At 72.1% G+C, this 26,015-nt stretch carries 32 protein-coding genes; 15 read left to right on the forward strand and 17 right to left on the reverse strand.

Annotation, left to right across the window (positions count from 1 at the left end):
- Window positions 1–50: 50 nt before the first annotated feature.
- Window positions 51–1,007, reverse strand: coding sequence for an alpha/beta hydrolase (locus ABT299_RS34555; RefSeq protein WP_500253286.1), 957 nt, complete (start codon window positions 1,005–1,007; stop codon window positions 51–53).
- A gap of 190 nt (window positions 1,008–1,197) precedes the next feature.
- Here ABT299_RS34555 and ABT299_RS34560 point away from each other — a divergent pair, with 190 nt between their 5' ends.
- Entirely contained in the window at window positions 1,198–1,458 is a 261-nt protein-coding gene (locus ABT299_RS34560) for a DivIVA domain-containing protein (RefSeq protein ID WP_190867673.1), read from the forward strand.
- Window positions 1,459–1,464: 6 nt separating this feature from the next.
- On the opposite strand, the gene ABT299_RS34565 is transcribed toward ABT299_RS34560, so the two are convergent.
- The 4 genes from ABT299_RS34565 to ABT299_RS34580 form a co-directional block, all read right to left on the reverse strand.
- Entirely contained in the window at window positions 1,465–2,580 is a 1,116-nt protein-coding gene (locus tag ABT299_RS34565; protein WP_500253287.1) for a hypothetical protein, read from the reverse strand.
- 156 nt (window positions 2,581–2,736) lie between these two features.
- Window positions 2,737–3,522 (reverse strand): methyltransferase domain-containing protein, encoded by a 786-nt coding sequence (locus tag ABT299_RS34570; protein ID WP_500253288.1) that lies wholly within the window; start codon window positions 3,520–3,522, stop codon window positions 2,737–2,739.
- Window positions 3,519–3,644 carry a hypothetical protein gene (locus ABT299_RS34575; protein ID WP_387027850.1) on the reverse strand — a complete coding sequence of 42 codons (126 nt, stop codon included), beginning with the start codon at window positions 3,642–3,644 and terminating at the stop codon, window positions 3,519–3,521. Before ABT299_RS34575 ends, ABT299_RS34570 begins: the two co-directional genes overlap by 4 nt.
- Window positions 3,645–3,764: 120 nt before the next feature.
- Window positions 3,765–4,187: an ATP-binding protein gene (locus tag ABT299_RS34580; RefSeq protein ID WP_347257114.1), complete on the reverse strand. Its 423-nt coding sequence runs from the start codon at window positions 4,185–4,187 to the stop codon at window positions 3,765–3,767.
- A gap of 96 nt (window positions 4,188–4,283) precedes the next feature.
- Here ABT299_RS34580 and ABT299_RS34585 point away from each other — a divergent pair, with 96 nt between their 5' ends.
- The 3 genes from ABT299_RS34585 to ABT299_RS34595 are packed head-to-tail and all read left to right on the forward strand — an operon-like array spanning window position 4,284 to window position 5,596.
- Window positions 4,284–5,096 carry a helix-turn-helix domain-containing protein gene (locus tag ABT299_RS34585; protein ID WP_387027853.1) on the forward strand — a complete coding sequence of 271 codons (813 nt, stop codon included), beginning with the start codon at window positions 4,284–4,286 and terminating at the stop codon, window positions 5,094–5,096.
- A complete protein-coding gene (locus tag ABT299_RS34590; protein ID WP_387027854.1) occupies window positions 5,093–5,287 on the forward strand; it encodes a DUF397 domain-containing protein in 195 nt (64 codons plus the stop codon). The genes ABT299_RS34585 and ABT299_RS34590 overlap by 4 nt, the downstream gene beginning before the upstream one ends.
- Window positions 5,288–5,299: 12 nt before the next feature.
- On the forward strand, window positions 5,300–5,596 hold the full coding sequence (locus ABT299_RS34595) for a DUF397 domain-containing protein (RefSeq protein ID WP_500253289.1): 297 nt from the start codon (window positions 5,300–5,302) through the stop codon (window positions 5,594–5,596).
- Between the two features lie 211 nt (window positions 5,597–5,807).
- Here the strand turns inward: ABT299_RS34595 and ABT299_RS34600 are convergent, their stop codons facing one another.
- Complete coding sequence (locus ABT299_RS34600) at window positions 5,808–6,137, reverse strand: helix-turn-helix domain-containing protein (RefSeq protein WP_500253290.1); 330 nt, start codon at window positions 6,135–6,137, stop codon at window positions 5,808–5,810.
- 182 nt (window positions 6,138–6,319) lie between these two features.
- Here ABT299_RS34600 and ABT299_RS34605 point away from each other — a divergent pair, with 182 nt between their 5' ends.
- From ABT299_RS34605 to ABT299_RS34620, 4 genes are all read left to right on the forward strand, one after another.
- A complete protein-coding gene (locus ABT299_RS34605) occupies window positions 6,320–6,460 on the forward strand; it encodes a hypothetical protein (RefSeq protein WP_500253291.1) in 141 nt (46 codons plus the stop codon).
- Window positions 6,457–6,915, forward strand: a complete 459-nt coding sequence (locus ABT299_RS34610; RefSeq protein WP_500253292.1) for a GNAT family N-acetyltransferase — start codon at window positions 6,457–6,459, stop codon at window positions 6,913–6,915. The genes ABT299_RS34605 and ABT299_RS34610 overlap by 4 nt, the downstream gene beginning before the upstream one ends.
- Window positions 6,916–7,065: 150 nt before the next feature.
- Entirely contained in the window at window positions 7,066–7,440 is a 375-nt protein-coding gene (locus ABT299_RS34615) for a hypothetical protein (RefSeq protein ID WP_500253293.1), read from the forward strand.
- Window positions 7,441–7,593: 153 nt separating this feature from the next.
- Window positions 7,594–8,418, forward strand: coding sequence for an alpha/beta fold hydrolase (locus ABT299_RS34620; protein WP_500253294.1), 825 nt, complete (start codon window positions 7,594–7,596; stop codon window positions 8,416–8,418).
- Window positions 8,419–8,449: 31 nt separating this feature from the next.
- Here ABT299_RS34620 and ABT299_RS34625 read toward each other — a convergent pair whose 3' ends face one another.
- The 3 genes from ABT299_RS34625 to ABT299_RS34635 form a co-directional block, all read right to left on the reverse strand.
- Entirely contained in the window at window positions 8,450–9,061 is a 612-nt protein-coding gene (locus tag ABT299_RS34625) for a hypothetical protein (RefSeq protein ID WP_500253295.1), read from the reverse strand.
- Between the two features lie 90 nt (window positions 9,062–9,151).
- A complete protein-coding gene (locus ABT299_RS34630) occupies window positions 9,152–9,484 on the reverse strand; it encodes an SDR family NAD(P)-dependent oxidoreductase (protein WP_500253296.1) in 333 nt (110 codons plus the stop codon).
- A 186-nt stretch (window positions 9,485–9,670) separates the two neighbouring features.
- Window positions 9,671–10,096, reverse strand: coding sequence for a MarR family winged helix-turn-helix transcriptional regulator (locus ABT299_RS34635; protein ID WP_387027868.1), 426 nt, complete (start codon window positions 10,094–10,096; stop codon window positions 9,671–9,673).
- 90 nt (window positions 10,097–10,186) lie between these two features.
- Here ABT299_RS34635 and ABT299_RS34640 point away from each other — a divergent pair, with 90 nt between their 5' ends.
- Window positions 10,187–10,918 (forward strand): SDR family NAD(P)-dependent oxidoreductase, encoded by a 732-nt coding sequence (locus ABT299_RS34640; RefSeq protein ID WP_190863509.1) that lies wholly within the window; start codon window positions 10,187–10,189, stop codon window positions 10,916–10,918.
- Between the two features lie 196 nt (window positions 10,919–11,114).
- On the opposite strand, the gene ABT299_RS34645 is transcribed toward ABT299_RS34640, so the two are convergent.
- Window positions 11,115–11,462 carry an ArsR/SmtB family transcription factor gene (locus ABT299_RS34645; protein WP_500253297.1) on the reverse strand — a complete coding sequence of 116 codons (348 nt, stop codon included), beginning with the start codon at window positions 11,460–11,462 and terminating at the stop codon, window positions 11,115–11,117.
- Window positions 11,463–11,706: 244 nt separating this feature from the next.
- Here ABT299_RS34645 and ABT299_RS34650 point away from each other — a divergent pair, with 244 nt between their 5' ends.
- Window positions 11,707–12,678 (forward strand): NmrA/HSCARG family protein, encoded by a 972-nt coding sequence (locus tag ABT299_RS34650; RefSeq protein WP_500253298.1) that lies wholly within the window; start codon window positions 11,707–11,709, stop codon window positions 12,676–12,678.
- Here the strand turns inward: ABT299_RS34650 and ABT299_RS34655 are convergent.
- The 3 genes from ABT299_RS34655 to ABT299_RS34665 form a co-directional block, all read right to left on the reverse strand.
- Window positions 12,663–14,399 (reverse strand): multicopper oxidase family protein, encoded by a 1,737-nt coding sequence (locus ABT299_RS34655; protein WP_500253299.1) that lies wholly within the window; start codon window positions 14,397–14,399, stop codon window positions 12,663–12,665. The genes ABT299_RS34650 and ABT299_RS34655 overlap by 16 nt on opposite strands.
- 234 nt (window positions 14,400–14,633) lie before the next feature.
- Entirely contained in the window at window positions 14,634–15,122 is a 489-nt protein-coding gene (locus tag ABT299_RS34660) for a hypothetical protein (protein ID WP_387027876.1), read from the reverse strand.
- Window positions 15,119–15,610, reverse strand: coding sequence for an RNA polymerase sigma factor (locus tag ABT299_RS34665; protein WP_387027877.1), 492 nt, complete (start codon window positions 15,608–15,610; stop codon window positions 15,119–15,121). The genes ABT299_RS34660 and ABT299_RS34665 overlap by 4 nt, the downstream gene beginning before the upstream one ends.
- Before the next feature lie 90 nt (window positions 15,611–15,700).
- On the opposite strand from ABT299_RS34665, the gene ABT299_RS34670 reads away from it, so the two are divergent.
- Complete coding sequence (locus ABT299_RS34670) at window positions 15,701–16,870, forward strand: phytoene desaturase family protein (protein WP_500253300.1); 1,170 nt, start codon at window positions 15,701–15,703, stop codon at window positions 16,868–16,870.
- 36 nt (window positions 16,871–16,906) lie between these two features.
- Here the strand turns inward: ABT299_RS34670 and ABT299_RS34675 are convergent, their stop codons facing one another.
- A complete protein-coding gene (locus ABT299_RS34675) occupies window positions 16,907–17,593 on the reverse strand; it encodes a DNA alkylation repair protein (RefSeq protein ID WP_500253301.1) in 687 nt (228 codons plus the stop codon).
- 50 nt (window positions 17,594–17,643) lie between these two features.
- Window positions 17,644–18,048 (reverse strand): PPOX class F420-dependent oxidoreductase, encoded by a 405-nt coding sequence (locus tag ABT299_RS34680; protein WP_500253302.1) that lies wholly within the window; start codon window positions 18,046–18,048, stop codon window positions 17,644–17,646.
- 177 nt (window positions 18,049–18,225) lie between these two features.
- On the opposite strand from ABT299_RS34680, the gene ABT299_RS34685 reads away from it, so the two are divergent.
- The 3 genes from ABT299_RS34685 (at window position 18,226) to ABT299_RS34695 (ending at window position 21,875) form a co-directional block, all read left to right on the forward strand.
- Entirely contained in the window at window positions 18,226–19,371 is a 1,146-nt protein-coding gene (locus ABT299_RS34685; protein ID WP_500253303.1) for a serine hydrolase domain-containing protein, read from the forward strand.
- A 440-nt stretch (window positions 19,372–19,811) separates the two neighbouring features.
- Entirely contained in the window at window positions 19,812–21,089 is a 1,278-nt protein-coding gene (locus ABT299_RS34690) for a PucR family transcriptional regulator (protein ID WP_500253304.1), read from the forward strand.
- A gap of 210 nt (window positions 21,090–21,299) precedes the next feature.
- Window positions 21,300–21,875 (forward strand): DUF4232 domain-containing protein, encoded by a 576-nt coding sequence (locus tag ABT299_RS34695; protein ID WP_190863492.1) that lies wholly within the window; start codon window positions 21,300–21,302, stop codon window positions 21,873–21,875.
- 3 nt (window positions 21,876–21,878) lie between these two features.
- On the opposite strand, the gene ABT299_RS34700 is transcribed toward ABT299_RS34695, so the two are convergent.
- A complete protein-coding gene (locus ABT299_RS34700; protein WP_500253305.1) occupies window positions 21,879–23,054 on the reverse strand; it encodes a hypothetical protein in 1,176 nt (391 codons plus the stop codon).
- 509 nt (window positions 23,055–23,563) lie between these two features.
- Here ABT299_RS34700 and ABT299_RS34705 point away from each other — a divergent pair.
- Window positions 23,564–23,992, forward strand: a complete 429-nt coding sequence (locus ABT299_RS34705; protein WP_387028111.1) for an ATP-binding protein — start codon at window positions 23,564–23,566, stop codon at window positions 23,990–23,992.
- A gap of 100 nt (window positions 23,993–24,092) precedes the next feature.
- Here ABT299_RS34705 and ABT299_RS34710 read toward each other — a convergent pair whose 3' ends face one another.
- Window positions 24,093–25,691, reverse strand: a complete 1,599-nt coding sequence (locus tag ABT299_RS34710; RefSeq protein WP_500253306.1) for an AMP-binding protein — start codon at window positions 25,689–25,691, stop codon at window positions 24,093–24,095.
- Between the last annotated feature and the right edge of the window lie 324 nt (window positions 25,692–26,015).

A 26,015-nucleotide genomic window follows, 5' to 3' on the forward strand; every position in this document is an offset into this window, starting at 1 on the left:
GCGGTGCGAGGCGGGCCGCCCGAGCACCGCGCCGACGCGTGCCCGGCCGGTCAGGCGGCGGTGCCGGCGGCCCGGGGAGTGATCTCGCGGATGAAGGCGGCCACCTCCTTGATGGCCTCGTGCCCCTCGGGGACGGCACCGGCGAAGGCCGCGAACACGTGGACCTGGTTCTCCCAGATCTGGAGGCGGTGCGGGACGTCGGCGGCGGCGAGCCGCTCCGTCATCAGCTCCGCGTCGTAGCGGAGCGCTTCGCGGGAACCGGCGACGATGAGGACCGGCGGCAGGCCCCGCAGGTCCCGGTCGCACGGGGACGGCAGCGGGCCCGGGTCCATCCCGGCGAGGAGCAGGCGGTTCAGCTTCTTCAGGCGGTGAACGGGGACGTAGGCGTCGCGGCGGGTGAACTCGTAGGACGCGCGGCCCTCGTGGTCGAGGTCCACCAGCGGGGACAGCGCGACGATCCCGGCGGGCTTCGGCAGGTCGTTCTCCATGGCGGTGAGGGCGGTGGTGAAGGCGAGGAAGCCGCCCGCCGAGTCGCCCGCGATGACGATGTCGTCCGGCGCGTGCCCCTGCTCCAGCAGCCATGCGTAGGCGTTGAGGGCGTCCGCCATCGAGATGACGAGGGACGATCCGGGAAGCTGCCGGTAGGCGACGGAGAAGGCGACCGCGCCGGAACGCGAGGCGATCCTCGCGACCAGGCCGCGGTGCGTGCGCAGGCCGCAGCAGAAGAAGCCGCCGCCGTGCAGGTAGAGCACCACGCGCCCGGAGTCGGCGCCTTCGGGGCGGATCCATTCGCCGTGGAAGCCGTCCAGGTCGACGCGTTCGACGCGGGTGCCGCGCTCCGGGCGCATCAGCAGCGGCGCCGCCCAGTCCAGGACGACCGCGAGGCGCAGCATGAGCCGGGTCAGCGGGCTGTAGAAGAACACCGGCCGGACGAAGACCTTCATGAAAAGCGCGAACCTGCGCGCCTTCCCACTGGTGTCGGGACGATGCTCGATAACACGTTCCATGCGGACTCCTCAGCGCGGGGCGCGCACACCCGACCGCCCGGGAAATGGACGCAGCGCAGCGTACAGCAGGAATCCGCACCGTCCGGAAAATGCTCACCGGGCTTCAAGAAAACGGTTCGGAATCCGCACCCCCGCAACACCTTCGGAGAAACGCTCGCCCCGCCCCGGACGGGCTGTGTTAAGTGGTCGCATGGGCAAGAAGAGACCGGCGTGGCAGAGCCGGCTGGCCGGCTTCGGCAGCGGCCCGGACGACGCGGACGGCGAGCGGCGGATCACCCCGCAGGCCGTCCGGGACCGCAAGTTCGCGACGACCCGCCTCACGCAGGGCTACGCCGTCGAGGAGGTCGACGCGTTCCTCGACCTGGTGACCAACGAGCTGGCGCGGCTGATCCGGGAGCGCGACGAGGCGCGGGCCGCCGCGCGGTGGCCGCGCGAGGGGCAGGTCCCGTGAGCGGTCTCAGGCCCGGTCGCCCCGCCCGGCCGCCTCGTTCCGCAGGGCCGCGTACCGCATCGCCGCCGCGCTGCGCGGCACCGGCGGCGGCTGGACGGCCCGCCGCGGCTCGACGACCGGAGCCGGCAGGACCGGCGCGGCCCACGCGTCGCGCCGCGGGGCGAACGGCGACCGCTCGGGAACGGCGGCCTCCTCGGCGGCCGGTTCCCCGCCCGGTTCCCCGGCGGGCTCCTCCCGCTCGTGGCGCGGGATCAGGAAGACGGACGCCGCCGCCAGGACCAGCCCCACGGCCGACAGCGCGAACCTGCGGGGCGTCTCCGGCCACGGCTGCCCGTACACCATGATCCCGCCGAGCCAGAGCGACGCCTTGGACCCGACCGCCAGCATGATGATCACCACGGACAGCCGGCAGCGCTGCAGCCCGATCTGCGCCAGCCCCGCCCCGAGCAGCCCCGCGACGACGACGATGTAGGGGTGCGGCGTCCGCAGCACCTCCTGCCACGCCGACGGGTCGTGCCGCAGGAGCCGCGCGATGGCCGCGCCGGAGCTCTCCGCGCACCCGACGAGCGCCCCCGCGCCCAGCCCGAACGCGACGCCCGTGACCCGCTTGGCGTGCCGCCCGTCCACCGGGCTGTCGCGCACGACGAACAGCCACATCGGGAACACCAGCGACGGCCCGATGAGCAGCGCGACCTTCCACAGCGGCGCGTGCGGGTCCCACGGACCGGCCGACCCGGCGGGGACCGTGCCGCGCAGCAGCCCGCCCGCGGCCGCGAACGCCAGCAGCGCCAGCACGAGCACCGCCAGCGCCCCCAGCTCGCCGGGCGTCACCCGCTCCCGGAAGTTGGTGACCGCCACGAGCAGCAGCACCACCATGACCGGCCCGTACATCGGCACCACCGTGCTGACCGGGATCCGCGTCAGCACGATGCTCTGCACGACCATCCCGCCGATCAGCAGGCCCAGCCCGACCAGCCACGCGGGGCTGGACGCCAGCGTCCACGTCGTGTGCAGGAACCGGGCCCCGGTGAGCCGCGGCATCCGGCGACCCGTGACCTTGAAGACCGTGAAGCCCGCGACATAGGCGACCGGTGCCGCGACGGCAAGAGCAAGCGCCCCCATGGCCGCTCCTTAGACTGAGGCCGATATTCGGCCAGTGTGCGTGTTAACACAGGCTTCTCACAAGGGAGTCGCCCGCGAAATCGCCGCCACGGCGGAATCCCCATCGCTTTTTATAAGAAAGCGATAAAACCCCCGGGGTGGGCCCGGGGGTTCCGTTCAGCGGGCGACCGTGCCGGGCTCGTCGAGCCAGACGCTCTGCCCGTCCGGCCTCACCGTGATCCCGTACCGGGACGCCTCCGGCTCCCCGGCCGCATGCCACCGCTCCCTGGTCTCGTGAAGGACCGTCTGCGGCAGTCGCTGACCGTGCAGCGGCATGAACCAGGACGGATCGGTGAACCGTCCCTCGGCGGTGCCGTCCGCCCCCACCGTGAGCACGGCCAGCGGCCCGTCCGGATGGAACGTCGCGGCCCAGGGCACCACGATCAGCCCGCCCGGCCTCGTCTGCTCGACCCAGGCATACGGGACGGTATGCGCCGCCGCGGTCGCGATAACCCGATCGAACGGCGCGTGGGACGGTGCTCCGGCCTCCCCATCGCTCGCGATGACGACCACGCCGGGACGCCCGGCCGCCCGCAGCGCGGCCCGCGCGTGCTCGGCCATCTCCCCATCGACCTCGACCGTCACGACCACGGCCCCCAACTCCGCGAGGCACGCGGCGTTGTACCCGGTCCCGGTGCCGATCTCCAGCACGCGCATACCGGCTTCGAGACGCAGCGCGCAGATCATCTGCGCCATCATCGACGGCCCCGTCGAAGAGGACGTGGGCCACGCCCCGTCCTTCACCATCGTGATGATCGGCTCGTCCGCCTCCACGAGCCGCTCCCACTCCTCCGGCTCGTCGGCCCGCGCGAGCGTCACGAGACGGCCGTCCCGCACCACCCACACCGTTTCCGGAATGAACAGGCGGCGATCGACGGGCGGGAGCCCGGGAAAGGCGCTCACGCCTTTCCCGTCCCGTTGCACGCCCCGCAGGTGATCCGCTCCTCCTTGCTGTCCAGGTTCACAATGGTGAACCCTTTCCCGCCGCAGGCCCCGCAAGCCTGCGCGTCCCCGTGCTTTCCCATGTTCCGGTTCCTTCCGTTGCCGTTCTCTTCTGGAGGCCCCGCCCGCCCGGCGGTGTGGGGGAACGATGCGCCGCCCCTGGGGGGACACGGGCGGCACCGGCGGCCGGACGGGCGGGGTGTCTACAGGGCCAGCCGCGCCCACACGACTTTGCCCAAGCCGCCGTCCAGGTGCCGGTATCCGCACCCGCCCGACGCGAGGGAGCGGACCATCATCAGGCCCCGGCCGTCCTCCGCGTCGAAGTCCGCCTTCGGGACGACCGGCGGCGCGTGCGACGGGTCCCACACCCGGAACTCGATCGCGCCGGCCAGCCGCGTCACCCACGCCTGGATCTCGTGCCCCTCGACGGCGTGCACCACGGCGTTCGTCGCCAACTCGGACATGATCGTCCGTCCCACGTAGTCGTGTCCCGCGAGCCCCCACTCCTCGCACGCCTGCGTGACGAGCGTCCGCGTCAGATACACGCTCTCCGGATAGGCGTGCCACCGAAGCGTGAACTCGTCCCGCGAACAAGAATTACCCCGTATGCCCGAATTGCCGTCCATAACACCCACCTTTCCCGGCCGAACTCGCCCCCACTGTGCCGCCACGGCTTAGGCTTGTCGCGTTTCCTTCACAGGATTAACAATTAAGGATCTTGAATGCCCTCCGCGCACCACCTCGATCCCGACTCCTCCATGTGGGACGAACTCGCCGCTGACCTGCGCATATGGCGCCTGCTCCGGAACATGTCACAGACTCAGGTCGCGGACATTCTGGGCGTGAATCACTCCACGGTTTCGAACTACGAATCAGGCAGGTCAAAACTCCCCGAAAAGCACGCCGAAACATTGGACCACGTTTGGCGTACTGGAGGGCACTTTGTCCGACTTCGACGCCGCGCCGAATCGACACACGACCCGGACTGGCGCAGACAGAGCACAGAGTACGAGGCGAATTCTGCAGTGATAAGGCAGTATGACGGGCTGCTGGTTCCTGGCCTCTTGCAGACCGAAGGTTACGCAAGGGCAGGGTTCGCGTCGGCCGGCATCGCGAGCGGCGACGAATTCTGGAATGAACGTCTGTCAAGGCAGACGATCCTCAAGAGGGACGAACCACCTCAGCTCTACGTTCTGCTGGACCAGGCCGTCATCACTCGGCATTCAGGCGGTCGCGCCGGTATGCGTGAGCAACTCGAACACCTGCTTGAACTCTCCGAGTTGCCGCATGTGGTGTTGCGCATCATCCCGTGGGAGGCGGGGTCGCACATGGGGCAGGACGGCGCCTTCAAGATGATGACCTCGTCCAAGGGATCCGACGTCGTGTACGTCGAAGCGGCCCATGAGGGACGACTGATCACCGATCCCACCAAGGTCAGGGACTTCGGTCTACGGTGGGAGCGGATCGGGGCACGCGCCCTCGGCGAGGCTCCGAGCCGCGGATTGATCGCCGATCAGATGGAGGCCATGAAGTGACGCCCCCTCCCACCTGGCGGAAGGCCAGTCGAAGCAGCACGACGGGCGGCGAATGTGTCGAAGTCGCTGATCTCGACGTCACGATCGGAGTCCGGGACAGCAAGGCACCCGAAGCCGGACACCTCACCCTCTCCCCTGACGACTTCGCCCAGCTCATCGACCGAGTGAAGCGCGGCGACCTGAACCTCTAACTCCCGCGCCCAATGCGTGCCGCCTCGCCTTCGACCTACCGTGACAAGCGGACCGGCCGAAGGCGAGGCCCGTCCAAGGACGTCCACCAACCGGATGGAGAGCCCGCAGTGAGCCAGCCCATTTGGCGCAAGTCGCCCAGGAGCGGCACCGGCGGTGCCGGCGGGCAGGACTGTGTAGAGGTTGCAGCGCTAACCGATGGACGGGGGATCCGAGACAGCAAGGCACCCGAAGCCGGTCACCTGACCCTCACCCCCAACGGCTTCGCGCAGCTCATCGACCGCGTGAAGCGCGGCGACCTGAACCTCTAACCCCCGCGCCCAACGCGCGCCGCCTCGCCTTCGACCTACCGTGACAAGCGGACCGGCCGAAGGCGAGGCCCGTCCAAGGACGTCCACCAACCAGCTATGGCAACGCCCCTACCGGCGAAGCATCGCCCAAGCCTGATCGGCTGCCGGTGTGCGCCCGTGGCAGGCGTGGGTGCCTGCTATCGCTGTCACTGCTGCTGTCAGCCTTCGCGAGTCAGGCGACCTTGATGGAGTGGGGGCCAACGCTGACGGTGATGTCCACGTGTCCGCCGAGTGCGGTGGCGTAGGCGCGGAGTGTCTCCAACTCCATGGCTTCGATATCGCCGTTCTCGATCTGTGAGACCCGGGATTGTGAAACGCCGAGAATCTGGGCGACCTCGGCCTGTGTCTTGCCGACGGCCTTGCGAAGTTCCTTGAGATGGTGGCCGGCGACGTAGGCGTCCAGTTCCGCGCGCGCGCGAGCCTGCCGCTCGGGCTCGGCCAGTTCCGGGTTGCGGCGGTGCGCTTCGGCCTTGATGTCCTGCCAGCGGCGTCCGGTGCTCATCGTCCGGCCTCCTTGTCCTTCGCGGCCCGGTCCGGGTCGAAGATGAACAGAATGCGGATCTCCGACCGCCCACGGCTTCCGGACCGCAGCTAGGTTGCTGTCACGCCTTCGACCTATCGTGAGCGGGCTCCATCATTAGCAGGGCGTGGCCCGACCGGCTGCTCCGTTTGAAGGGTTCCCTCATGTCCGAGCCGATCTCCCTTGAGGTGGGAGTCGCCCAAGGGTGCGCGGTCAACGGGCCGCACCTTGTCGTCCTCGTCCGTGCCGGTTCTTTCTTCTGCGGCGGCATCGTGGTCGAGCGTCCTGAGCAGGACGCCGCGTGAGCGACGTCGCGCTGCGGCCCGCCACGCCCGCCGACAGCGAGTTCTGCTTCCAACTGCACAAGGCCGCGATGGGTGACTACGTCGCCGCGATCTGGGGGTGGGACGAGCAGGACCAGCGGGACTACCACACGCGCGGGTTCGACCCCGGACACTGGCAGATCATCACCGCCGACGGGGCCGATATCGGCATGCTCAGCGTCGAGTACCGCGCTACCGAGGTCTACCTCGGCCGCATCGAGGTCCATCCCGAGCATCAAGGACGCGGCATCGGCACCCGCCTCATCACCGCGCTCCTGGACGAGGCCGAGCAGCAGGGCAAGGATCTGGTCCTGGACGTGCTCGCGGTCAACCACCGTGCGCACGCCCTCTACCGGCGCCTCGGCCTGCGGGAAGTGGCGCGCCACGGCGACGGCGACATCAAGATCAGGATGCGCTCCACCCGTCCGCCCGGGTGACCATCACAACCGGCACATTCGAGCGGCTTCGGTGTCCTCCCCTGCGGCTCGTTGATCAGGTGAAGCGCGGTGGCCTTGGCAGGTGACCTCTGACGGGATACCGATCCGGCCGCCCTTGTGGCCGGGCGGGGCCGGGCTTACCGTCCGGTCATGATCGCGCGGTTGTGGGGGCTCGCCCTGCTGCTGGCGACGGTGGTCGCCGACTGGCTCGCCGTGGTGGTGGTCCTGACCATGACGAGGGACACCCTGGTCGTCGCGCACGTCGATGACTGCAGCCAGGGTCGAGGAGGCATGTGCTCGGGCACGTGGACGGACGCGGGTGGGCGGCTCAAGTCCGGTGAGATCCTCGGGGTGGGGCACTCCAGGATCGGCCAGGACACGCGGGTGCATCTGGGGGCGCTCGGGCCGATCGCGCAGGGGGCCTGGGGGATGGTCGCCGGAGTCGTCACGCTGGCCGCGGTGGCCGATCTCGCCCTGATCGTGGTGGCTTGGTGGGTCTGGCGCCATAGGGACGCCGTGCGGTGAAACACCGGGCGACGTGCCTCAGCGGAGGTCGAGCGCTGTGAGCGGGGCGTGCTTCGCGGCGGGCCGGCGTGAACCGCAGCGCGTGTGCGGCATGCGGGTCGCGTCCGCGGGGATGGCGGTCAGTGCCGTATCCGATCGGACAGGGGGACGTTCGTGGACTGGAGGCTGGACGAGGAGTTCCAGACGCCCGACGGGGTCGTGCGGTGGGCGTCCATGGGCAGTGGCGACCCGGTCGTGCTCGTACACGGGACCCCGTACTCGTCCTATCTCTGGCGGGACATCGCTCCGGCGCTCGCCACGACCCGCGAGGTCTTCGTCTTCGACCACCTGGGGTTCGGCCGGTCGGACCAGCGCGAAGGCCAGGATCTCAGCCTGGCCGCCCATGCCAGGAACCTCGCCCGGCTCCTGGACCACTGGGGACCGTCCCGCCCGAGCGTCGTCGCCCACGACATCGGAGGAGCGGTCGCGCTGCGGGCCCTGCTGCTGGAAGGGGCGGACTTCGGGGATCTGACCCTCTTCGACGCGGTGACCGGGGGCCGGTGGGAGAGGGGGCTGTTCCAGCTCATCCTGCGGCACGCGGACGTCTTCCGTCAGCTTCCCGACTATGCCCATGAAGCGCTGGTGGCCGGCCACCTTCGGCACGCCACGAACGTCGGGTTCCGGCCAGGGGTCCTTGATGCCTTCCTCGCACCGTGGCGGGGCGCCGAGGGACAGGCCGCGTTCTATCGCCAGTACAGCCAGATCAGGGAGGTGGATACGACGGAGTACGAGCATCTGCTCGGCGGGATCACGCTGCCGGTGCGCCTCATCTGGGGCCGCGAGGACCGCATCCTGCCGCCGCAGTACGCCGAGTGGATGCACGAGAAGGTCCCGCACGCCGAGCTCCACTGGATCGAGGGGGCCGGTCACCTGCTCCAGGAGGACGCACCCGCACGGCTGATGGCCCACCTCACCGCGAGGTTCGCGACACCAGCTTGAACCGGCCTTCAGCGGCGGCCGTTCCGACGTTTCAGGGCATCGGGTCGTCGCGCGACGGAACACCGAGGCCCACGTGAGGCACCCACATCCGGAGCGCCAGCAGGTACAGGCCGAGGATGAGCGCGGGCGCCAGCCACCGGGAGAGGCGCGTCCGGTTGGCCGGCATGGTCAGGACCACCAGCGCGGGAGTCGCCGATGCGGCGCATACCAGGCCGAGCGCATCGAGAAGCGGGCCCGGACGATTCAGGCATCCGAACGTCCAGAATGCTTCACCACCGCAGACGTCCGCCTGGGTGTAGAAGAAGGAGAGAAGGCAGAACAGGCCGCCGATAAACCATGCGCACGTGCCGAGAGCCACATCGAGGACGGCGCCCCGCATCGGCCGGAGCGTGCCATCGCGCCGGGTCGCACGCACATCCTTGACCGCCACGGTCGTCATCAGCCCGATGACGGCCACCACCGCCAGTGTCCCGAGGCCCCACCCCACGCTGCCTGCCTGAAAAGGCGGTTTCTTGGGGTCCGTGTCGTCCGACGGCCAGGTCGAGACGGTCATGACGAAAAGGGCCGCCAGCGCGACCCAACTTCCGCCCAGCACCCCGTACTCGCGAAAGCGGCCGCGTGTCACCGTCAGGTCTTCGACCACGTGGACGCCCCCATCCAAGATCGGCTTTGATCCACAACCTATCCGTGGGTCACGGCTTTTCGCCGCCGTCACCGTCGCCTGGCGATCGGGTCACGGTGCCGCCGGTCGCGCGAACCGGCGACGGCCTGCGCGACCGGTTCCGGGCGCTTTCGGCACGTCGGCGCCCCGGGTCATATCGGTGTCGACCGGGCCGGGCAGGACGGCGTGGACCCGCACACCCAGCTCCGCGACCTGCGCGCGGAGCGTCTGGGTCATGGAGAACGCGGCCGCCTTCGAGACGGAGTACGCCGGGATGACGAACGGCAGCGGGGCGAGGGAGTTCACCGAGAGGATGTTCACGATGGCCCCGCCGGACCGGGTCACCGCAGGCAGGAAGGCCCGCGTCTCCGGGTGGGCCAGCGGTCGGCGGGTGCCGGCGTACACGCGGTCGGCGCCCCTCTCCTGGGCCTCGTCCGGGGGCGTCTGGTCACGTCGTGCTCAGGGCGAGCATTGCGCTGACCGCCCTGCTCACCAAGGACACCTCCGGCCACGGGTCGCGTCCGCGGGGATGGCGGTGAGTGCCGTATCCGATCGGACAGGGGACGTTCGTGGTGTTGTCGGCTCTGGGGGTCAGTGGCGTAGTGCCGTCGTGGCGTTTTGGAGCAGGTGGACGAGGCTGTCGCGTTGGGTGCTGGGCCAGGAGCTGAAGCGCGTGGTCAGGGTGGTGTTGATGGCCTGCTGGAACTCGCCGGTGACCGCTTCGCCCTGGGCGGTGAGGTGGACGCGGCTCATCCGGCGGTCGTCGGGGTCGGGTTGGCGGGTGAGCAGGCCGCGTCGCTGAAGCCGGTCGACCAAGCCGGTGATGTTGGTCTTGTCGCAGTGCAGCAGGGTCGCGAGCTCGCCGAAGGACGGCTGCAGGTGCTGGGCGAAGCACAGCAGTTGCGCCTGCTGGGGGGTCAGCCCCAGCCGGCGGCTTGCGGTGCTGAACAGACCGTCGATCTCCATGAAGACGCCGATCAGCGTCTCGACGAGTTCGTCATCGGATGCGTCGGCCATGGAGGAAGTCTACTGCCTGGACAGTTGACACTCTCAACCAAGTTAGTCGATACTCTGGACTATCCATACAATCGACTAATTGGAGTGGCCATGCGTACCGTGGATCGGGTCGCGGTCGTCACCGGCGGATCACGCGGCATCGGGCGGGCGATCAGCGATCGGCTCGCCGCGGCGGGGATGGATGTCGTCATCGGCTCTCGCGATCAGGAGACGGCCGCGCGGGCCGTGGCCCGGATCAAGGACGCGGGAGGGCAGGCCACCGCGGTCCGCACCGACATCACCCGCCCCGAGGCCGTCAAGGAGCTGTTCGACGCGGCCGAGAGCCGGTACGGGCATGTGGACGTGTGGGTGAACAACGCCGCCCCGGCGACCGCCGGGCCGCTGGCCCGCACCACCGATGACGACTTCGACCAGTACCTGCACGCCAACGTGCGGGCCACGTTCGTCGCACTGCGCGAGGCCGCACGGCGCATCAGCGACCACGGCCGGATCATCCTGATCTCTTCGGCGCTCACGGTGTCGCCGCTGCCGGGTATGGCGCTGCTGGTCGCCGGCAAGGCCGCCGGCGACCAACTCGCCCGTACGCTGGCCTGGGAGGTGGGCTCCAGGTCCGTCACGGTCAACAGCGTCCTGCCCGGCCTGACCCGCACGGACGTCATCGCCACCGTGCCCCAGCACGTCATCGACGACGCCGAGGCCCGCACACCGCTGGGCCGCCTGGGCGAACCCGACGACATCGCCGAGGTCGTCGCGTTCCTGGCCTCCGACGCCGCCCGTTGGATCACCGGCCAGACCATCAACGCCGCCGGAGGCATGATCTAGCAAGCCGGCGCCAGGCCAGGGCCGAATGGTGCACGGTCCCCGAACAGAGCCGGGCCGCGATCACCGGACCGTCCCGTGGGCTTGTCACGCGGTTGCGGTGACGGTCTGGTGATCGGCGGGCTGGAGCGGCGGGGCGTCTCCAGGAGCGAGCGGCGCAGGTCTTGGAGTCGCCGCCGCGTAACGATCTTTCCCCGCGTCACCGCGTGCTGCGGAGCATCTCCGCGAGCCGGGACATCGTGTCGTCGTCGCGCTTGTAGTGGGTCCATTTGCCGATGCGCGTGGACCGTACGAGGCCGGCGCGCTCCAAGGTGGCCATGTACGACGAGACCGTCGACTGCGCCAGCCCCGACTTCGCCTGCAGATGGCTGACGCAGACTCCGAATTCGTCGCGATCGGCGATCGGCTCCCACTGCGCGAACTCTCGATGAGGGTCCTGAAGCCAGTTCATGATCTGCAACCTCGCCGGGTTCGCCAGGGCCTTCAGGACCTCGACCGCGTCCTCGAGGTCACTTGGCCCTGAGTCCGCCGCGGGCGGCTTCGCCATGACGGCTCCCCTCTCGCATCCACGCACCACTATATCTCGATGTGACGCCGGGCCTCGCGGCCCTCATGCCGGGCGCGGAGGTGATCGAGCGTCGATGGGTGCGGTGAGCCCGCACTCCGGGCGACACATTGACGCATCGCGATTCGTCGATATGATGACTCCGTCACCGCCCGGCGCCGGTGTGACCGGCACTCCCGTCGGTCGCCTCTCGCGAGCGTCGGGCCTCCACAGGAAAGAGTGCGTGATGTCCGCTACCGGTAAGCCGTTGATCGTCGTCTCGGGCGCGACCAGCAAGCAGGGCAGGAGTGTCGCCACCTCCTTGCTCGAAAGCGGAAGGTTCCGGGTGCGCGCCCTGACGCGGAACGCCGACTCACCCCAGGCTCGGAACCTGGCGATGAAGGGCGCGGAGCTCTTCTCCGTTCCCCTGGAGCCGGATCACCAGCGCGAGTTCGTGCAGGCGTTCCGCTCGGCCGATGGGGCCTTCCTCATGACGCCGCCCGTCGCGCCGCCGTCGACCGACGAGCTCCTCCTCGGTCGCCAGCTCGCCGATGCGGCGGTCGAGGCCGGCGTGGGGCACATCGTCTTCAGCGCGCTCGAGAATGTCCAGGAGAGGTCGGCGGGCACCAAATATGCCCCGCACTTCACCGACAAGGCGCTCATCGCAGAGCATATTCGGACCCTGCCCATCGCGCACACCTTCGTGATGCTCGCGTTCTTTTACACGAACGCACTGGAATACTACGCGCCACGAATCGATGGCGATACGGTGCTCATGCCCTTCTACCTGCCCGAACACTTCCGTGCTCCGTTCGTCGACCCGCTCACCGCGACCGGACCGGCCGTCCTCGAGGTGTTCTCCGACCCCAGCGCCTACCTCGGCGCTTCCCTGCCGGTCGTCGGCGACGTCATCTCCCCCGCCGAAATGGTCGACTCCTTCTCCCGGGTCACCGGCCTCAAGGCCGAGTATCGGAGCGCCTGTTCCCGAGAAGAACTGCTCACCTACTTCCCCGAACTGGGAGAGAACCCTCTGCTGGTCGACGAGATCCTCGGCATGGCCGAGTATGCGGTGGAGTTCGGGTACTACCGGGACGACCGCGACATGCAGTGGAGCCGGAGCATCGACTCCGGCGCACTGAGCTGGGAGGAATTCCTTCGCGCGACCGATTGGCGCGGTTCCCGGGTTTCTTTCGGTGCCTCCGGTCAGGACGGCTCGTAGGGGTGCTCGACGATCGTCCACGGGCGCATGAGGTCGTCGTCCTCGTGTTCGAGGATGTGGCAGTGCTGGATGTACGTCGCCGGGAACTCGGTGCCGCTGCCGGGGATCGACGCGATCCGGCCCATCGGCGGGTCGAACCCGTCGATGACGATCCGGGTCACCGACTCCGGATAGACCTTGACGGTGTCCTTCCAGGACCGCGCCTCGTCCGGGTCGGGCGGGCTCGGCGGACCGGTGACGTAGCGCTCCAGCACCGGCCTCTCCTCGGGCCTGCGACCGCCGCCGAGCCATGCCTCGAAGGCGTGCCGGTAGGCGGTCGCGTCGATCGGCTGCCGGTTCAGCACCTGGAAGTTGACGAGGTGGACGTGCATCGGGTGGGCCTCGTTGTTCGGGTTGATGTACTCCCAGATCTCGGACGAGCCCGCCTGGACGAAGTCCTCGCACGGCGCCATGAACGGCACGCCGTTGAACGTCATGCTGTGGGAAAGGGCCTTCTGGTACACGACCCATTCCCGGCGGCGGGTGCCCGGTTTCAGCCGGATCGGTGCGACGGGGCGGACGGCGAGTTCCGCGGGCGGGGTCGTCGGATCCGCGCCGCCGGACGGCCGTCCGCTCACCCGGAACCGCATGATCCCGGAGATCTCCGGTCCGCCGCCGGAGGGGTAGTGGACGGGCGCGTTGTAGTTCGTCAAGGTGACGTCCGCGCCCGGGGGAAGCCCGCCGAAGTCGATGATCAAGTCGTACCGTTCGGCCGGCGATATGAGGAAGTTCAGCATCCGCAGCGGGGAGCGGAGGCCGCCGTCCGTGCCGATCAGCCAGAACGGCAGGAACTCCTTCCCGTCGGTCTGGAAACGCAGCCGCCAGAAACGTTCGTTGGAACCGTTGAGAATGCGCAGCCGGTAGCGGCGGGGCCGCACCTCCAGATAGGGATATGCCTTCCCGTTGACGACCGGGGTGTCCGCGCCTTCCACGCGGGGCATGGTGTAGGCGAGCGAACCGTCCTCGTTGAACGTCCGGTCCTGGAGGACGAGCGGGACCTCGAACTCGCCGCGCGGGAGGCCGAGCCGCTCCTCGGCGGGGTCGTCGACCAGCCAGAGCCCGGCCAGGCCCGCGTAGACGTTGAGGCTGGTGATCCCCATGGCGTGGTCGTGGTACCAGAGCATCGCCGAGCGCTCGCGGTTGGTGTAGGCGTAGATCGCCTCGTTGGGCGCGGCATTGGCCGGGTCGAGGGTGGTGTACGACGGGCCGCGCACGCCTTTGGGGCTGAACCACTGCGCCGGCGCCCCGTCCGACTGCGGCGGGGTGAAGCCGCCGTGCTGGTGGACGACGTTCCACACGTCCACGTCCGGCGGAAGGGACGGCATCCCGTGATGCGACGGCGGCGCGACGCGAGGGTCCCGTTCGCGGATGCGGTCCAGCACGGACTGGAACATGTGGGGGCCGGCCGGGAGTTCGTTGCGGTATTTGACGACCGCCGGACGGTTCCTGGTCGCGCGGATCGTCGGCCCGAGGTAGCCCATTCCAAGCGGCTCTCCGGGGGCGCTCGGATTCTCGGCCCAATAACCCCACGCGGGCGCCGGAGAAAGATCGCGGTGGAAGCGCCACTCGTGCTGCCGCATCGTGAGCTCGTAGTAGTCGGCGCCCGGATGGACGGACGTCTCCGGAATGGCCGTCACCAGCCGGGGCAGCGGGTCGACGTACTTCCTCAAGGGTGGGGTCACCGCCGCTCCGGCGCCTCCGGGTCCCTGGACCGGCGCCGCGTCAGCCGGTGATGCCCGGAAGGCCGGCGGCAGGAGCATGCCGGACCCTCCGACGGCACCCGCCACGAGGAAATCGCGCCGCGCGACGACCCGCTTCATCCGCCCGTCCCTTCCCGCCGTCGCGCCGCCCGGTGGGAGTCTCGCCAGGAAGGTAGATCTCAAACGCGCAGCGTGCGGCACCAGCCGGGGTCGGGATCAGCGGCCCCCGCCGGTGGCGAGTTCCTCGATCGTCCGGAGCTCCTCGTCGATCTTCGCGACCGCGGCGGCGCGGTCGGCCGGCGCGCTCGGGGGGCCTGGCGGCGCGGCGTCCTGCGGGCGCCGGTGCTCGAGGTGGGCGAGCAGGGTCTCCCCGTCGAGCGGGCGGGCGGCGAAGGCGACGACGACCGTGGCCGACTGCATCAGGCACCAGCCGGGCCGGAGCCGGGCGTCCACCGCGTCCTCGCGGCCCGCGACGTCCCGCACCATCAGGCGCAGGAACTCGCCGCGCTCCTCGACGATCCGCACGCGGTCGACGGCGGTCTCGTAGCGGGGGACGGTGTTCTCCAGGTCCGCGATGACCCGCCACACGGCGTCGAAGGGGGCGGCGACGCGGCGCCGCCGGACGACGGCGCCGGGCAGCCCCGCCTCCAGGACCGCGAGGCGGTCGATCGGATCCATGCCGGGCAGCGCCACGGGTTCGCTCACGCCTCCCACACCTCCCGGAACGCGGCCCTGGCCCGGTGCAGCCGGGACTTCACGGTGCCCATCGGAATCCCCAGAGCCGCCGCGATCTCCTGCTCGCTGAGGCCCTCATGCGTGCGCAGGACCAGCACCACCCGCTGGGGGACCGGCAGGCGCGCCAGGGCGTCGTCGATGTCGACCAGCCCTTCGCGGGACGGGGCGGAACGGTCCACGAGCGCCCCGTCCGAGGCGACCTCCCGGTCGTCGCGGTGGGCGAGCCGGGCCGCCGTCCGGACGGTGACCGACCGCGCCCACGTGATGATCGCCTCCGGGGCGCGCAGCGACGGCAGCCCCCGGAAGATCTCCAGCAGGGCCTCCTGCGCCGCGTCGTCGGCCGCCGCCGGGGCGATCCGCGCGCACAGCCGGCGGACGTACGGGGCCAGCTCGTCGATGAGCCGGTCCAGCGCGAGCGCGTCGCCCCGCTGGGCGGCGGCGACGGTCTCCGGGTCCACGTCCCGCAGATTAGCCGGAACCTTCCGGGCGTTCGCCGCCACCTTCCAGACAGGAGGAACCACACAGAACCCCACAGAAGGGCCTGACCTGTGAAACCAGACCTGACGATCGTCGGCGCCGGGCTCACCGGCCTGACCGCCGCCATCGAGGCGGCCGAGCACGGCCGGCGGGTGTCCGTCGTCGAGGCGCACTCCCGGCCGGGCGGGCGGGCGCGCACGCTGGACGGCCCGTACCGCGCCAACACCGGTCCCCACGCGATCTACGTCGACGGGGCGTGGTGGGAGTGGCTGGAACGCCGCGACCTCGTCCCGCCGGTCGTGGAGGCGCCGCCCCTCGCCCGCCTCGTCCGGTCCGAAGGCCGGCTCGGTCCGTGGCCCAGCGAGCTCGGCGCGGCCATCACGGCGCTGCCCGGCGAGGCGCCGGCGGCGGAGCCGTACCGGGCCTGGCTGCTCCGCCACGTCGGCGCGCGGACGGCCGAGGCGATCATCGGCGTCTGCTTCGTCTTCACCTTCGACCACGACCCCGGACGGCTGTCGGCCGCGTTCGTCCACCAGCGCCTGCGCCGCGCGCTCGCGGGCGGCGTCCGGTACGTGGCGGGCGGCTGGTCCACGCTGGTCGACGTCCTCGCCGACCGCGCCGCCGCACTCGGCGTCCGGACGAGCACCGGAACGCGGGCGTCCGAACCGCCCGGAGGCCCGGCGATCATCGCCACCGGCCTCGCCACGGCGCGCCGGCTGACCGGCGACGCGTCGCTCGCCTGGCCCGGCGCCCGCACCGCGACGTTCGACCTCGGCATGCGCGCCGGCTCCGGCCCCGACTGGTTCCGGCTGTCGGACCTGGACGACCGGATCTACGTCGCCCGCTACAGCCTCGCCGACCCCTCGCTCGCGCCGGACGGCCGCGAACTCGTCCAGATCGCCGCCGCGTGCGCCCCCGGCGAGCGGAAGGGCGACGCCGAACGCCGGGTGCACGCCCTCCTCGACCAGGCGTGGCCCGGCTGGCGCGCCGCGGTGGAGTGGCAGCGCGGCGCCGTGCGCACCGATTGCAGCGGGGCCCTGGACCTGCCCGGGACCACCTGGCGCGACCGTCCGGCCGTCGGGCGCGGCGACGCCCTCGCCGTGGCCACGGACCAGTCCGCCGCGCCCGGACTCCTCGCAGAGGTCGGCATCGCCGCCGCGCACCTCGCCCTCCAGCACCTCGACGGAACCGGCGCACTCCACCGCAACGCGCCCGACCCCGAACCCGCCCGGTCGCGGTGAACGCACCCGTCCGCACGTCACGGAGCCGGCGGCGCCCTACGGCGCCGCCGGCGACGTGCCGTCCTGGCGGCGCACCATCTCGCCGATCCAGACGGGTGCGTACGGGGACGTGCAGCCCGGGGGCGTCGGATAGTCCTTGAGCACGCCCAGGCGCTCGCCGATGCCGATCGCGCGGGCGCGGTGCTCGGGATGCTCGATGCCGATCTGGGCGAGGCAGGTGTTCATCGCCCATTGCAGGCGGTCCGGGGCGTCCTTCATCTCCGCCGCGATGACGTCGAGCAGCGCCGTGAGGTCGAGGCCCTCGGGCTTCTTCACGACACGGTCGGCGGTCAGCGCCCACCCGGCGGCCGCGACCGCCGGGTCCGGGTCGCCGGACCAGGCGAGGCGCAGCTCCTCGGCGTGCGGGCTCTTCTTCACCACGTAGCTCAGGAGCCAGTCCTGGACCTTGGGGGTGCGCGCCTCGCGCATCATGGCGTCCAGCTCGCCGCGCTCGAACGCCTTGGGACGGCAGATGAGGAGCGCCAGCAGCCGGGCCGCGCTGTCGCCGGTCTCCCAGAGCCGGCGCGCGAGGTCCTGCTGAGTCTTCAGCCGCTTCGCGAGCGCGCGCAGCTTCCCGAGGTTCACACCGTGGTCGTCACCGTGCCTCTCGTTCACCGCGCGCGCCTTCGGGTCCTCCAGCGCGGCCAGCTCGGCCATCACCTCGGTCAGCGCCGTCTCGGCCACCTCGTCCTCCCGGGTCGTCCGATGACCCGAGCCTAGGGCGCCGGGCGAGGTCAGGGGCGGTGCACGGTGCGCCGGACGCTGCGGTCGCCGGTGAGGGGGCGGCCGTCCAGGTTGCAGCTCCACGACAGCAGCGGCGTGATCCTCATGTACGGGCGCGGACCGGAGGAGGTCTCGCGCTCGACCAGCTCGGCCTCGCCGTAGACGCGCAGGTACCGGGGCGACCACGGGTCGGTGCAGGGCACGTCGTCGATGACGATCGCGATCTTGGTGTTCCCGGACCGCACGTTGCGGAACTTGCGGGTCCTCGCCGGGTCGCCGCCGCCCACGAACAGGTGCGTCCCGTCGAAGTCGAACCCGACCGGGGACACGTCCGGCTGCCCGTCCTCCGCGACGGTGGCGATCCGCGCCAGCCGCTGCGACCTCATGTAGGCGATCTCTTCCTCGCTGAACGACACGGCTGCTCTCCTCGTCCGGGTACGGGCTTGATCGACAATTGTGCGGCACTCCCGCGACCGCGGCCGCCGGAGGTGTCGGTAGGTACACCCCCGAGAGGGTGTTCAGGGCCAATGTGCGCCGGTCCCGGGGCCGGAAGTCTTGATGACGTCAGCTTCCGAGCCGTTGAGGAGAGCCCCATGGCACGCATGATGGTCCGCGTCCTGTCCACCGCGCTGGCCGCCGCCGCGCTCACCGCCGCCGCCGTGCCCGCAGCGAACGCCGCGGGCCCCGCCAGGGCCGCCGCCCGCCCGGGGAACGGCAAGGGGCTGGACGCGAAGGTGCGGGAGAGCGCGAACAAGCTGGTCGCGGACGGGGTGCCCGGCGTGATCGTCCTGACGCGGCGCGGCGGCCGGGTCGCGCACGTCACCGCCGGCGTCTCGGACAAGGCGACCGGCGCGCCGATGGACGCCCGGCTGCTGTTCCGCGTCGCCAGCGTCACCAAGACGTTCACCTCGACGGTCGTGCTGCAACTCGCCGCCGAGCACCGGCTGTCCCTGGACGACACCGTCGAGAAGTGGCTGCCCGGCCTGGTCGCCGCGAACGGCAACGACGGGTCGAAGATCACCATCCGGCAGCTGCTCGCGCAGACCAGCGGGCTGACCGACTACACGCAGGACCCGCGCGTGATGTCCGACCCGTCCCGGGCCTGGCGGCCCGCCGAGCTGATCGCCATCGCGACCGAGAAGCCGCCGCTGTACGCGCCGGGAACGAGCTGGAACTACGCCAACACCAACTACATCCTCGCCGGGATGATCATCGAGAAGGCGACCGGGCACCCCGTCGGCACGGAGTTCCAGCGGCGGATCTTCACGCCGCTGGGCCTGCGGCACACCTATTACCCCACGACGGACCCCCGCTTCCCCGGCCCGTACGTCCACGGCTACTACGACGCCTACGGCGACGTCAGCACGCAGATCAGCCCGTCGAGCGCCCGGACGTCCGGCGGCATCGTCAGCACGGTCGACGACGTGGCGCGCTTCCACCGCGCCCTGTTCACCGGCCGGCTCCTCCCGGCCGAGCAGATGCGCGAGATGCGGACCGTCCAGCCCGTCAACGACGACGGCGTGGTGGAGGACTACGGCCTCGGCGCCGCCCGCATCAAGTTCTCGTGCGGGTACGGCTGGGGCCACGACGGCGGCTTCCCCGGCTACCGGACGTGGACCTACACCAGCGCCGACGGCCGCCGCCAGGCGATCATCACCTACAACGAGTCCAAGTTCGAGTACGACCCGGCGTTCCGCGCGGACCTCGCCAAGGCCGCCGAGACCGCCTTCTGCGGCTGACCCGCCGGGCGCCCCGCCGGGCGCCCCGCCGGGCGCCCCGCGGCGGCCGCCTCGTCCGGACGGGCGGGGCGGCCGCCGAATCTGAATCTTCTTCTAACACCCGGCGATAAATAATCAGGAAATCACCTGATATTCGGCACTTTGCTGGCGGCCAGCAGGTCAAGCGTCTAGATCGCCGTCCACGCGGCCGCTTATAAGCAGATGAGCAGCGGCCACCGTGATTTGTTCTTTTGCTCTACAGAACGCCCCCCGTGCCCCTGCGTACCGTCGAAACGTCCTGGACCGCGGACGGCCGGCGCGCGGGGGTCCCCGCTCAGCGCGTCCCACCCCCGCCCGCGGTCTCGAACTACCGCCGCCCGCGCCTGCCGGGTCGGGAGGGGCGACCCCACCCCGACCCCCCGCTCCCCGGCCCGCGCGGAACGCGGTGACGGAGGTGTCCGATGACCAGAACCCTCGACCCTGGAGGTCTCGCCGAGCGCTCGGCGCCGCTCCCGCCGCGGCTCGCCCGCATCATGCGCCCCGAACTGCCCAGCCTCGCCGAGGAGATCGTCGCCGAGATCCGCCGCGCCATCCCCGAGTACGCCCGTCCCATCGACGGCCCGTACGGGCACGTGCTGCGGATCAGCGTGGAGCACAGCCTGTCGGCGTTCGTCGACCGGGTCGCCGCGCCGCCCGGCGCCCCGCCCGGCACGCCGGCCGTGAACGACGGCTCCGCCGGCACCGCCCGCATGCTCGGCCAGTACGAGGCGCACGAGGGCCGCAGCATGGACAGCCTGCAGGCCGCCTACCGGATCGGCGGCCAGGTCGCGTGGCGGCGCGTCATGAAGGTCGCGCCGCGCCACGACATCTCCTCCGCCGTCATGTCCCGCCTCGCCGACGCGCTGTTCGTCTACCTCGACGAGCTCGCCGCGCTGTCGCTGGAGGGCTACCTGGAGGCGCGGGCCCGGCCCATCCCCGCGATGGACGACCGGCGCCGCCGCCTGCTGCACCGCCTGGTCGGCGAACCGGGCTGCGACGTCGCCGAGGCGGCCGAGGCCGCCGGCTGGACCGTTCCGGCCGAGGTCACCCTGGTCGCCGTCGAACCCGAGGCCCGCTGCGTCTGGACGGCGCTGGACGACGACGTCCTCGCCGACCTGGAGTGCGCCGCGCCGCACCTGCTGATGCCCGGCCCGTTCACCGACGCGCGCCGCGCGATGCTGGACGCGGCGGTCCCGGGCCGCCGCGCCGCGGTCGGCCTCACGGTGCCGCTCGCGCAGGCCGCCGACTCGCTGCGCTGGGCGCGCCAGGCCCTGTCCCTCGCCCTCGACGGCGTCTTCGACGACGAGCGGTTCGTCCTGTGCGAGGAGAACCTCGTCACGCTGTGGCTGCTGTCGGACCCGGCGCTGGTCGAGCAGCTGACCCGGCGCCGGCTCGGCATCCTCGACGGCATGACCCCGGGCCAGCAGGACCGGCTCACCGAGACCCTGCGGACCTGGCTGGTCACCCGCGGCACCGCCGCCGAGATCGCCGAGCTGCTGCACATCCACCCGCAGACCGTCCGCTACCGGATGCGCAAGATCGAGCAGACCTTCGGCGAGGAGCTCGACGACCCGGAGGCCCGGTTCGGCATCGAGGTCGCGCTGCGCGCCGCGTTCCTGCGCTCGCGCCGCCCGTCGGCCGGGCCGCGCCGCCCGACGCCCGTCTCCCATCCCGTCCCGAAACTGCGGCGCCTCAAGTAGGACCGCCTGAAGGAGGGCCGCCGACGCCGGCCCGGCCCCCGCCCGCGCCCCAAGCCGGGCCGGGCCGGGCCGGGTCGGCGTTCGCGTGCGCGGTGTGGGCGGGATGTGGTGATGTCGTGCCGATGCTCCGGCTGCGCGGGCCGCCCGGCGGCCGTCTGGGATGATGGCGCGGTGAATGGATTTTCGGGGGTTTTGCGGCGGTTTGTCGTGGTGGCGGGAGTGCTCGCCGCCGTGCCGGCCGCGGGCGCGTGCGGGTCGGAGCCCGGCACCGCGTCCGGGGTCCCGCCGGTGCCCGCGTCCGGCGCGCCGTCCGGCGGGCCGTCCCCCGCCCCGACGCTCGCGTCGCCCACGCCGACCCCCTCGACGGCCTGCTCCCCCGACGGCGTCAGCCTCTCGATGGACCGGCCCGACGCCGCGATGGGGCTGCGCGCGACCTGGGTCGAGCTGCACAACTGCGGCACGCGGCCGTACCGGCTGAACGGCTACCCGGCCCTGCGCGTCCTCGACGAGAAGCGGCAGCCGTTCGACGTCCGCGCCGTCGAGGGGACGCGCCAGATCAAGGACCCGGGACCGAAGCCGGTGACCGTCGCGCCCGGCGGGTCGGCCCGCATCGGGATCGTCTGGCGCAACCTCGTCACCGAGTCGACCGTCCCGGCCGTCAACGGCAGCTACCTGGAGGTCCGCCCGGCGCCGGGGCGGCCCGTCCTCGTCGTCCCGGCCAACGGGCCCCTCGACCTCGGCAACACCGGCCGCCTGGAGACCACCGCCTGGACGCTCGCGCGGTGACGGTCACCCGCCCGCGGGGAAGCGGACCTGGCCGTCCGGCGGCTGCACGGGCCGCACGACCGGCCACCCGGCCGGGGGCGGGCTCGCCGGCGGGGTGCCGGGCCGCGCGGACGGGCCGTCCGGGAACCGGGCGGGCGTCCTGGCGTACCGGCCGGTCGCGCGCGGCGCCGTCCAGCCCACCGGGCGCGCGACGGCGGGACGCTCGGGCTCCGCACGGCGGACCGGGCGCGGCGTGGGGCGGCGCTCGCCGTCGGGCGCGGTGGGTTGCTCATGCCGGGGGAAGGCCAGCAGCGCCAGGACGGCCAGCAGGACGCCCGCGAGCCGCAGCAGGAACAGCGCGGGCGCGTGCGGCCACGGCTCGCCGTACAGCAGGGTGGCCGACAGCAGCAGGTGCGTCTTCGCGGTCACGGTCACCACGGTGACGATGATGGTGAGGCGGCAGCGCTGCAGGCCGATGGACAGCAGGCCGAGCCCGAGCGCGCCCGCCACGACGAACAGGTACGGGTGCGGGGTGGACAGCACCGCCGCGCCGCGGTGCCCGGCCAGCATCATCGCCATGCCCTGGCCGAACACCTCCGTCGCGCCGAGCAGGGTGCCCGCGCCGAGCCCGTAGGCGATGCCGGTGATCGGGCGCGCGTGCCGCCCGGCGACGAGCCGGTCCCGGACGAAGAACATCCACAGCGGCAGCCCCAGCGACGGGACGACGACCAGCCCCGCCTTCCACAGCGGCAGCGCCTGGGCCGCCGCGGCGCCGTCCGGCCGGTGCAGGGCGCCGGCGAGCGTCTCGCCCCGCGCGGGCAGCACCGACAGCGCCGCGGTGACCATCGCGGCGACGACGATGGCGACGGCCAGCCACTCCCGGGACGTGGGCCGCTCGCCGAACCCGCTCATCCCGACGACGAGGAGCAGCGCGAGGCTCATCCCGTACGCGGGCAGCGCCGCGACCACCGGCAGGCTGATCAGCCCGCCCGCGAACAGCGCGAAGCCCGCGAGGACGACCGCGACCCCGGCGACCCAGCGGGGGCTGCGCAGCAGCAGCGCCGCGCCGTGCAGCGGCCGCCGGCCGCCGAGCGGGCCGATCCGCCCGACGGCCGTCTTGAACAGGACGAAGGCGATGAAGTAGACGGTCTGCGCGGTGCAGGCGAGGACGGCGGCCCACACGATCTCACTGCTGTTCACGGGTGCACCTCCGGGGGTGGGCCCCGGTCCGGAGCCAGAGGCGGCCCCCGGCGGCGGCACCCCCTGTACGGCCGCCCGCCGGGCAACAAACGCTGACGAAACGGATGGTGACATGGCGAGGGCGTCCGGCGATTGGACCCCGGGCACGGAGAATCCGCCGTTTTTGTGCGTCCGGGTGAGTGGTACCGCGCCGTACGTTCGAACGACCGGCCCGGCGCCCGATCGTGCGGGCGCGATATGCCGTGCGGGCGAGGCGGTTCGCCATTTTCGCAAGGCGGCGATGGCACGGTGATCCATACCGTAGGCTCCCGCGAAGGGGTCGATGACCGGGCTTTGGACCGGTCCCGGCCGGGGGTACGCGCGTCCCCGACGCGGGGCGCGGCGCCCCGGTCCGGCGGGCGCGTCCCGGAAAGGCGCGGATCGACTCGTCCGGCGCATTGCCCGATCACGCACCGCAGGTGAATGATTGCAGTGCGCTTCCGACTCGATGTGGTGATGCGGTGACTGCGATGGAACGGCTCGGCGAACCGTTCGGCTTCGTCGGCGACCCGGCGGAGGGCCGGCGCGCGCGGCGGACCGTGCGCGAGCTGGCCGCGAAGGTCGTCGCGCGGGACGAGCTGCTCGACGACGTCGAGCTGATGGCCGCCGAGGCGATCGCCAACGCCGTCCTGCACGGCAGCGGCTCCATCACGGTCGCCGTCGAGACCGACGGGCGGCGGGTGCGCGTCGAGGTGTCCGACGAGGGCCCCGTCCAGGACGACCTGCACGGCCGCCGCCGCATCGACCACGGCCGCGGCCTCACCGTCATCGACGCCCTCGCCGACGAGTGGGGCCTCGACCAGACCCCCCGCCGCACCCGCCTCTGGTTCGAGATCTCCCAGGAGAACGAGCCCGTGCCGTCGGCCGCGAAGACGGGTTCGAGCGAAGCGAGGGCCTGATCGCGCGGCGAGCCCTAGAGGCGAGCCGGAGCGACGCGGCGATCGCCGCTCCGCCCGCCGCGGGAAGGCCCGCCGGGGCCTGACGCCGGCGGCGACGCGATCACCGCCGGAGGGCTCGGCGGACGACCTTGCCGGTGGCGTTGCGGGGCAGGGCGTCCAGGAAGTGCACGTCGCGGGGCACGGCGAAGCGGGCGAGGCGGTCGCGGACCTGCGCGCGGACGGCGTCGGCGTCGAGCGTCGCGCCGTCGTGGAGCACGACGAACGCGGCGGCGCGCTGCCCGAACTCCTCGTCCGGCACTCCGGTCACCGCGACCTCGCGGACCTGCGGCAGCTCCGCGACGGCCGCCTCGATCGCGGCGGGGAACACGTTCTCGCCGCCGGACACGATCATGTCGTCGTCGCGGCCGTGCACGAACAGGCGCCCGTCGGCGTCGAGGTGGCCGAGGTCGCCGAGGCTCATCAGGCCGTCCCGCATCTCCTTGGAGCCGCCGCCGGTGTAGCCGTCGAACAGCAGCTCGTTCGCGGCGAAGATGCGCCCGGTGGTGCCGGGCGGGACGGGGCGGCCGTCGTCGTCGAGGACCGCGACGCGGGTGCCGGGCGGCGGGGTGCCCGCGGTGTCCGGGTGGGCGCGCAGGTCGGCGGGGGTGGCGATGGTGACCCAGGACGCCTCCGTCGACCCGTACAGGTTGTAGAGGACGTCGCCGAACGCGTCCATGAACGCGGTCGCGAGCGTCGCGGGCAGCGCCGAGCCGCTGACCGCCGCGATCCGCAGCGCCGACGTGTCGTGCTTCGCGCGGACGGCGGCCGGCAGGTCCATGATCCGCTGGAGCATGACGGGGACGGCGACGAGCGCCGTCGCGCCGGTCGCCTCCACCGACCGCAGCGTCACCTCCGGGTCGAACCGGGCGCGCAGCACGATCGTGGCGCGCAGCGACACCGCGACCTGGAGCATCGCGTATCCCCAGGTGTGGAAGAGCGGCGCCTCGATGAGCATCCGCTCGTGCACCCGGTACGGGATGCGGGACAGGATCGACGCGAGCGGCTGCAGGCCGGGCCGGGACTTGCGGTCGGCGCCCTTCGGGCGGCCCGTCGTGCCGGAGCTGAGCACGATCGTCCGGCCGGTGCGGCCCGGCGGCTCCACCGGCCCGGCGGGCGCCGTCGCGATGAGCGTCTCCAGCTCCGCGTCCGGCGACCCGGCGGTGACGGCCCGGACCGTCTTCGGCAGCGCGCTCAGGAACGCGCCGAACTCCTCGTCCGCGATCACCACGTCGGCCTCCTGCTGCCGGACGACCGCGACGAGCTGGTCGGTGCCCATCCCGGTGTTCAGCATGACGAGGTCCGCGCCGGCCTTCCCGCAGGCGGCGAGCGTCTCGACCATGCCGCGGTGGTTGCGGCACAGCACCGCGACGCGGGGCGTCCCGCCGAGCCGGCGCAGCGCGGCGGCGAGCCGGTCGGTGCGGGCGTCGACCTGCCCGTACGTCAGCTCGCCGTGGTCGTCGGCGATCGCGACGGCGTCCGGGTCGCGGGCGGCGGCGGACGCGACCGTCCCGCCGAGCAGGGTGCCCCAGCGGCGCAGCGCGCCGAGCTGCCGGGCGACCCGGAGCGGCGGCCCGGGGCGCCACAGCCCGCTGCGGACGAACATCCCGCCCGCCCGCGCGGCCGACGCGGTGCGCCGCCCGAACTCCGATCGTCCGCTCATCTGCCGCTCCCGGTCCGACGCGTGCTCCAGTGGGGCTTCGACCGTACGGACGGCGGGCCGCGCGGCTCTTGCGACTCAACCCAGGTGTTCCGGCGGGCGCTTGTCAGGCTCCTGACAACGCGCGCGCGGCCGTGGACGGCGACCGGGGGCCCCGCGGGGAGCCGGCGGCCCCCGGGCCGGGGGCCCCGGGGGGGGGAGGCGGGCGGTAACCGCCGCCCCCCCCGCCCGGGGGGGGGCCGCCCGCGGCCCGGGGGCCCCCGGGGCGGCGCGGGGCCCCCGCCCCCCCCGGGGGGGCGCCCCCCGGCGGCCCTCAACCGCGCTCCT

Source organism: Spirillospora sp. NPDC000708 (genome assembly GCF_040299565.1).
GTDB lineage: Bacteria > Actinomycetota > Actinomycetes > Streptosporangiales > Streptosporangiaceae > Spirillospora.

Bases quoted from the DNA above. Each gene is read 5' to 3' on its own strand.
- ABT299_RS34555 (WP_500253286.1), bottom strand. From the start codon at position 1,007: ATGGAACGTGTTATCGAGCATCGTCCCGACACCAGTGGGAAGGCGCGC.
- ABT299_RS34560 (WP_190867673.1), top strand. From the start codon at position 1,198: ATGGGCAAGAAGAGACCGGCGTGGCAGAGCCGGCTGGCCGGCTTCGGC.
- ABT299_RS34565 (WP_500253287.1), bottom strand. From the start codon at position 2,580: ATGGGGGCGCTTGCTCTTGCCGTCGCGGCACCGGTCGCCTATGTCGCG.
- ABT299_RS34575 (WP_387027850.1), bottom strand. From the start codon at position 3,644: ATGGGAAAGCACGGGGACGCGCAGGCTTGCGGGGCCTGCGGCGGGAAA.
- ABT299_RS34580 (WP_347257114.1), bottom strand. From the start codon at position 4,187: ATGGACGGCAATTCGGGCATACGGGGTAATTCTTGTTCGCGGGACGAG.
- ABT299_RS34585 (WP_387027853.1), top strand. From the start codon at position 4,284: ATGCCCTCCGCGCACCACCTCGATCCCGACTCCTCCATGTGGGACGAA.
- ABT299_RS34595 (WP_500253289.1), top strand. From the start codon at position 5,300: ATGCGTGCCGCCTCGCCTTCGACCTACCGTGACAAGCGGACCGGCCGA.
- ABT299_RS34600 (WP_500253290.1), bottom strand. From the start codon at position 6,137: ATGAGCACCGGACGCCGCTGGCAGGACATCAAGGCCGAAGCGCACCGC.
- ABT299_RS34605 (WP_500253291.1), top strand. From the start codon at position 6,320: ATGTCCGAGCCGATCTCCCTTGAGGTGGGAGTCGCCCAAGGGTGCGCG.
- ABT299_RS34615 (WP_500253293.1), top strand. From the start codon at position 7,066: ATGATCGCGCGGTTGTGGGGGCTCGCCCTGCTGCTGGCGACGGTGGTC.
- ABT299_RS34635 (WP_387027868.1), bottom strand. From the start codon at position 10,096: ATGGCCGACGCATCCGATGACGAACTCGTCGAGACGCTGATCGGCGTC.
- ABT299_RS34640 (WP_190863509.1), top strand. From the start codon at position 10,187: ATGCGTACCGTGGATCGGGTCGCGGTCGTCACCGGCGGATCACGCGGC.
- ABT299_RS34645 (WP_500253297.1), bottom strand. From the start codon at position 11,462: ATGGCGAAGCCGCCCGCGGCGGACTCAGGGCCAAGTGACCTCGAGGAC.
- ABT299_RS34650 (WP_500253298.1), top strand. From the start codon at position 11,707: ATGTCCGCTACCGGTAAGCCGTTGATCGTCGTCTCGGGCGCGACCAGC.
- ABT299_RS34685 (WP_500253303.1), top strand. From the start codon at position 18,226: ATGGCACGCATGATGGTCCGCGTCCTGTCCACCGCGCTGGCCGCCGCC.
- ABT299_RS34690 (WP_500253304.1), top strand. From the start codon at position 19,812: ATGACCAGAACCCTCGACCCTGGAGGTCTCGCCGAGCGCTCGGCGCCG.
- ABT299_RS34705 (WP_387028111.1), top strand. From the start codon at position 23,564: ATGGAACGGCTCGGCGAACCGTTCGGCTTCGTCGGCGACCCGGCGGAG.
- ABT299_RS34710 (WP_500253306.1), bottom strand. From the start codon at position 25,691: ATGAGCGGACGATCGGAGTTCGGGCGGCGCACCGCGTCGGCCGCGCGG.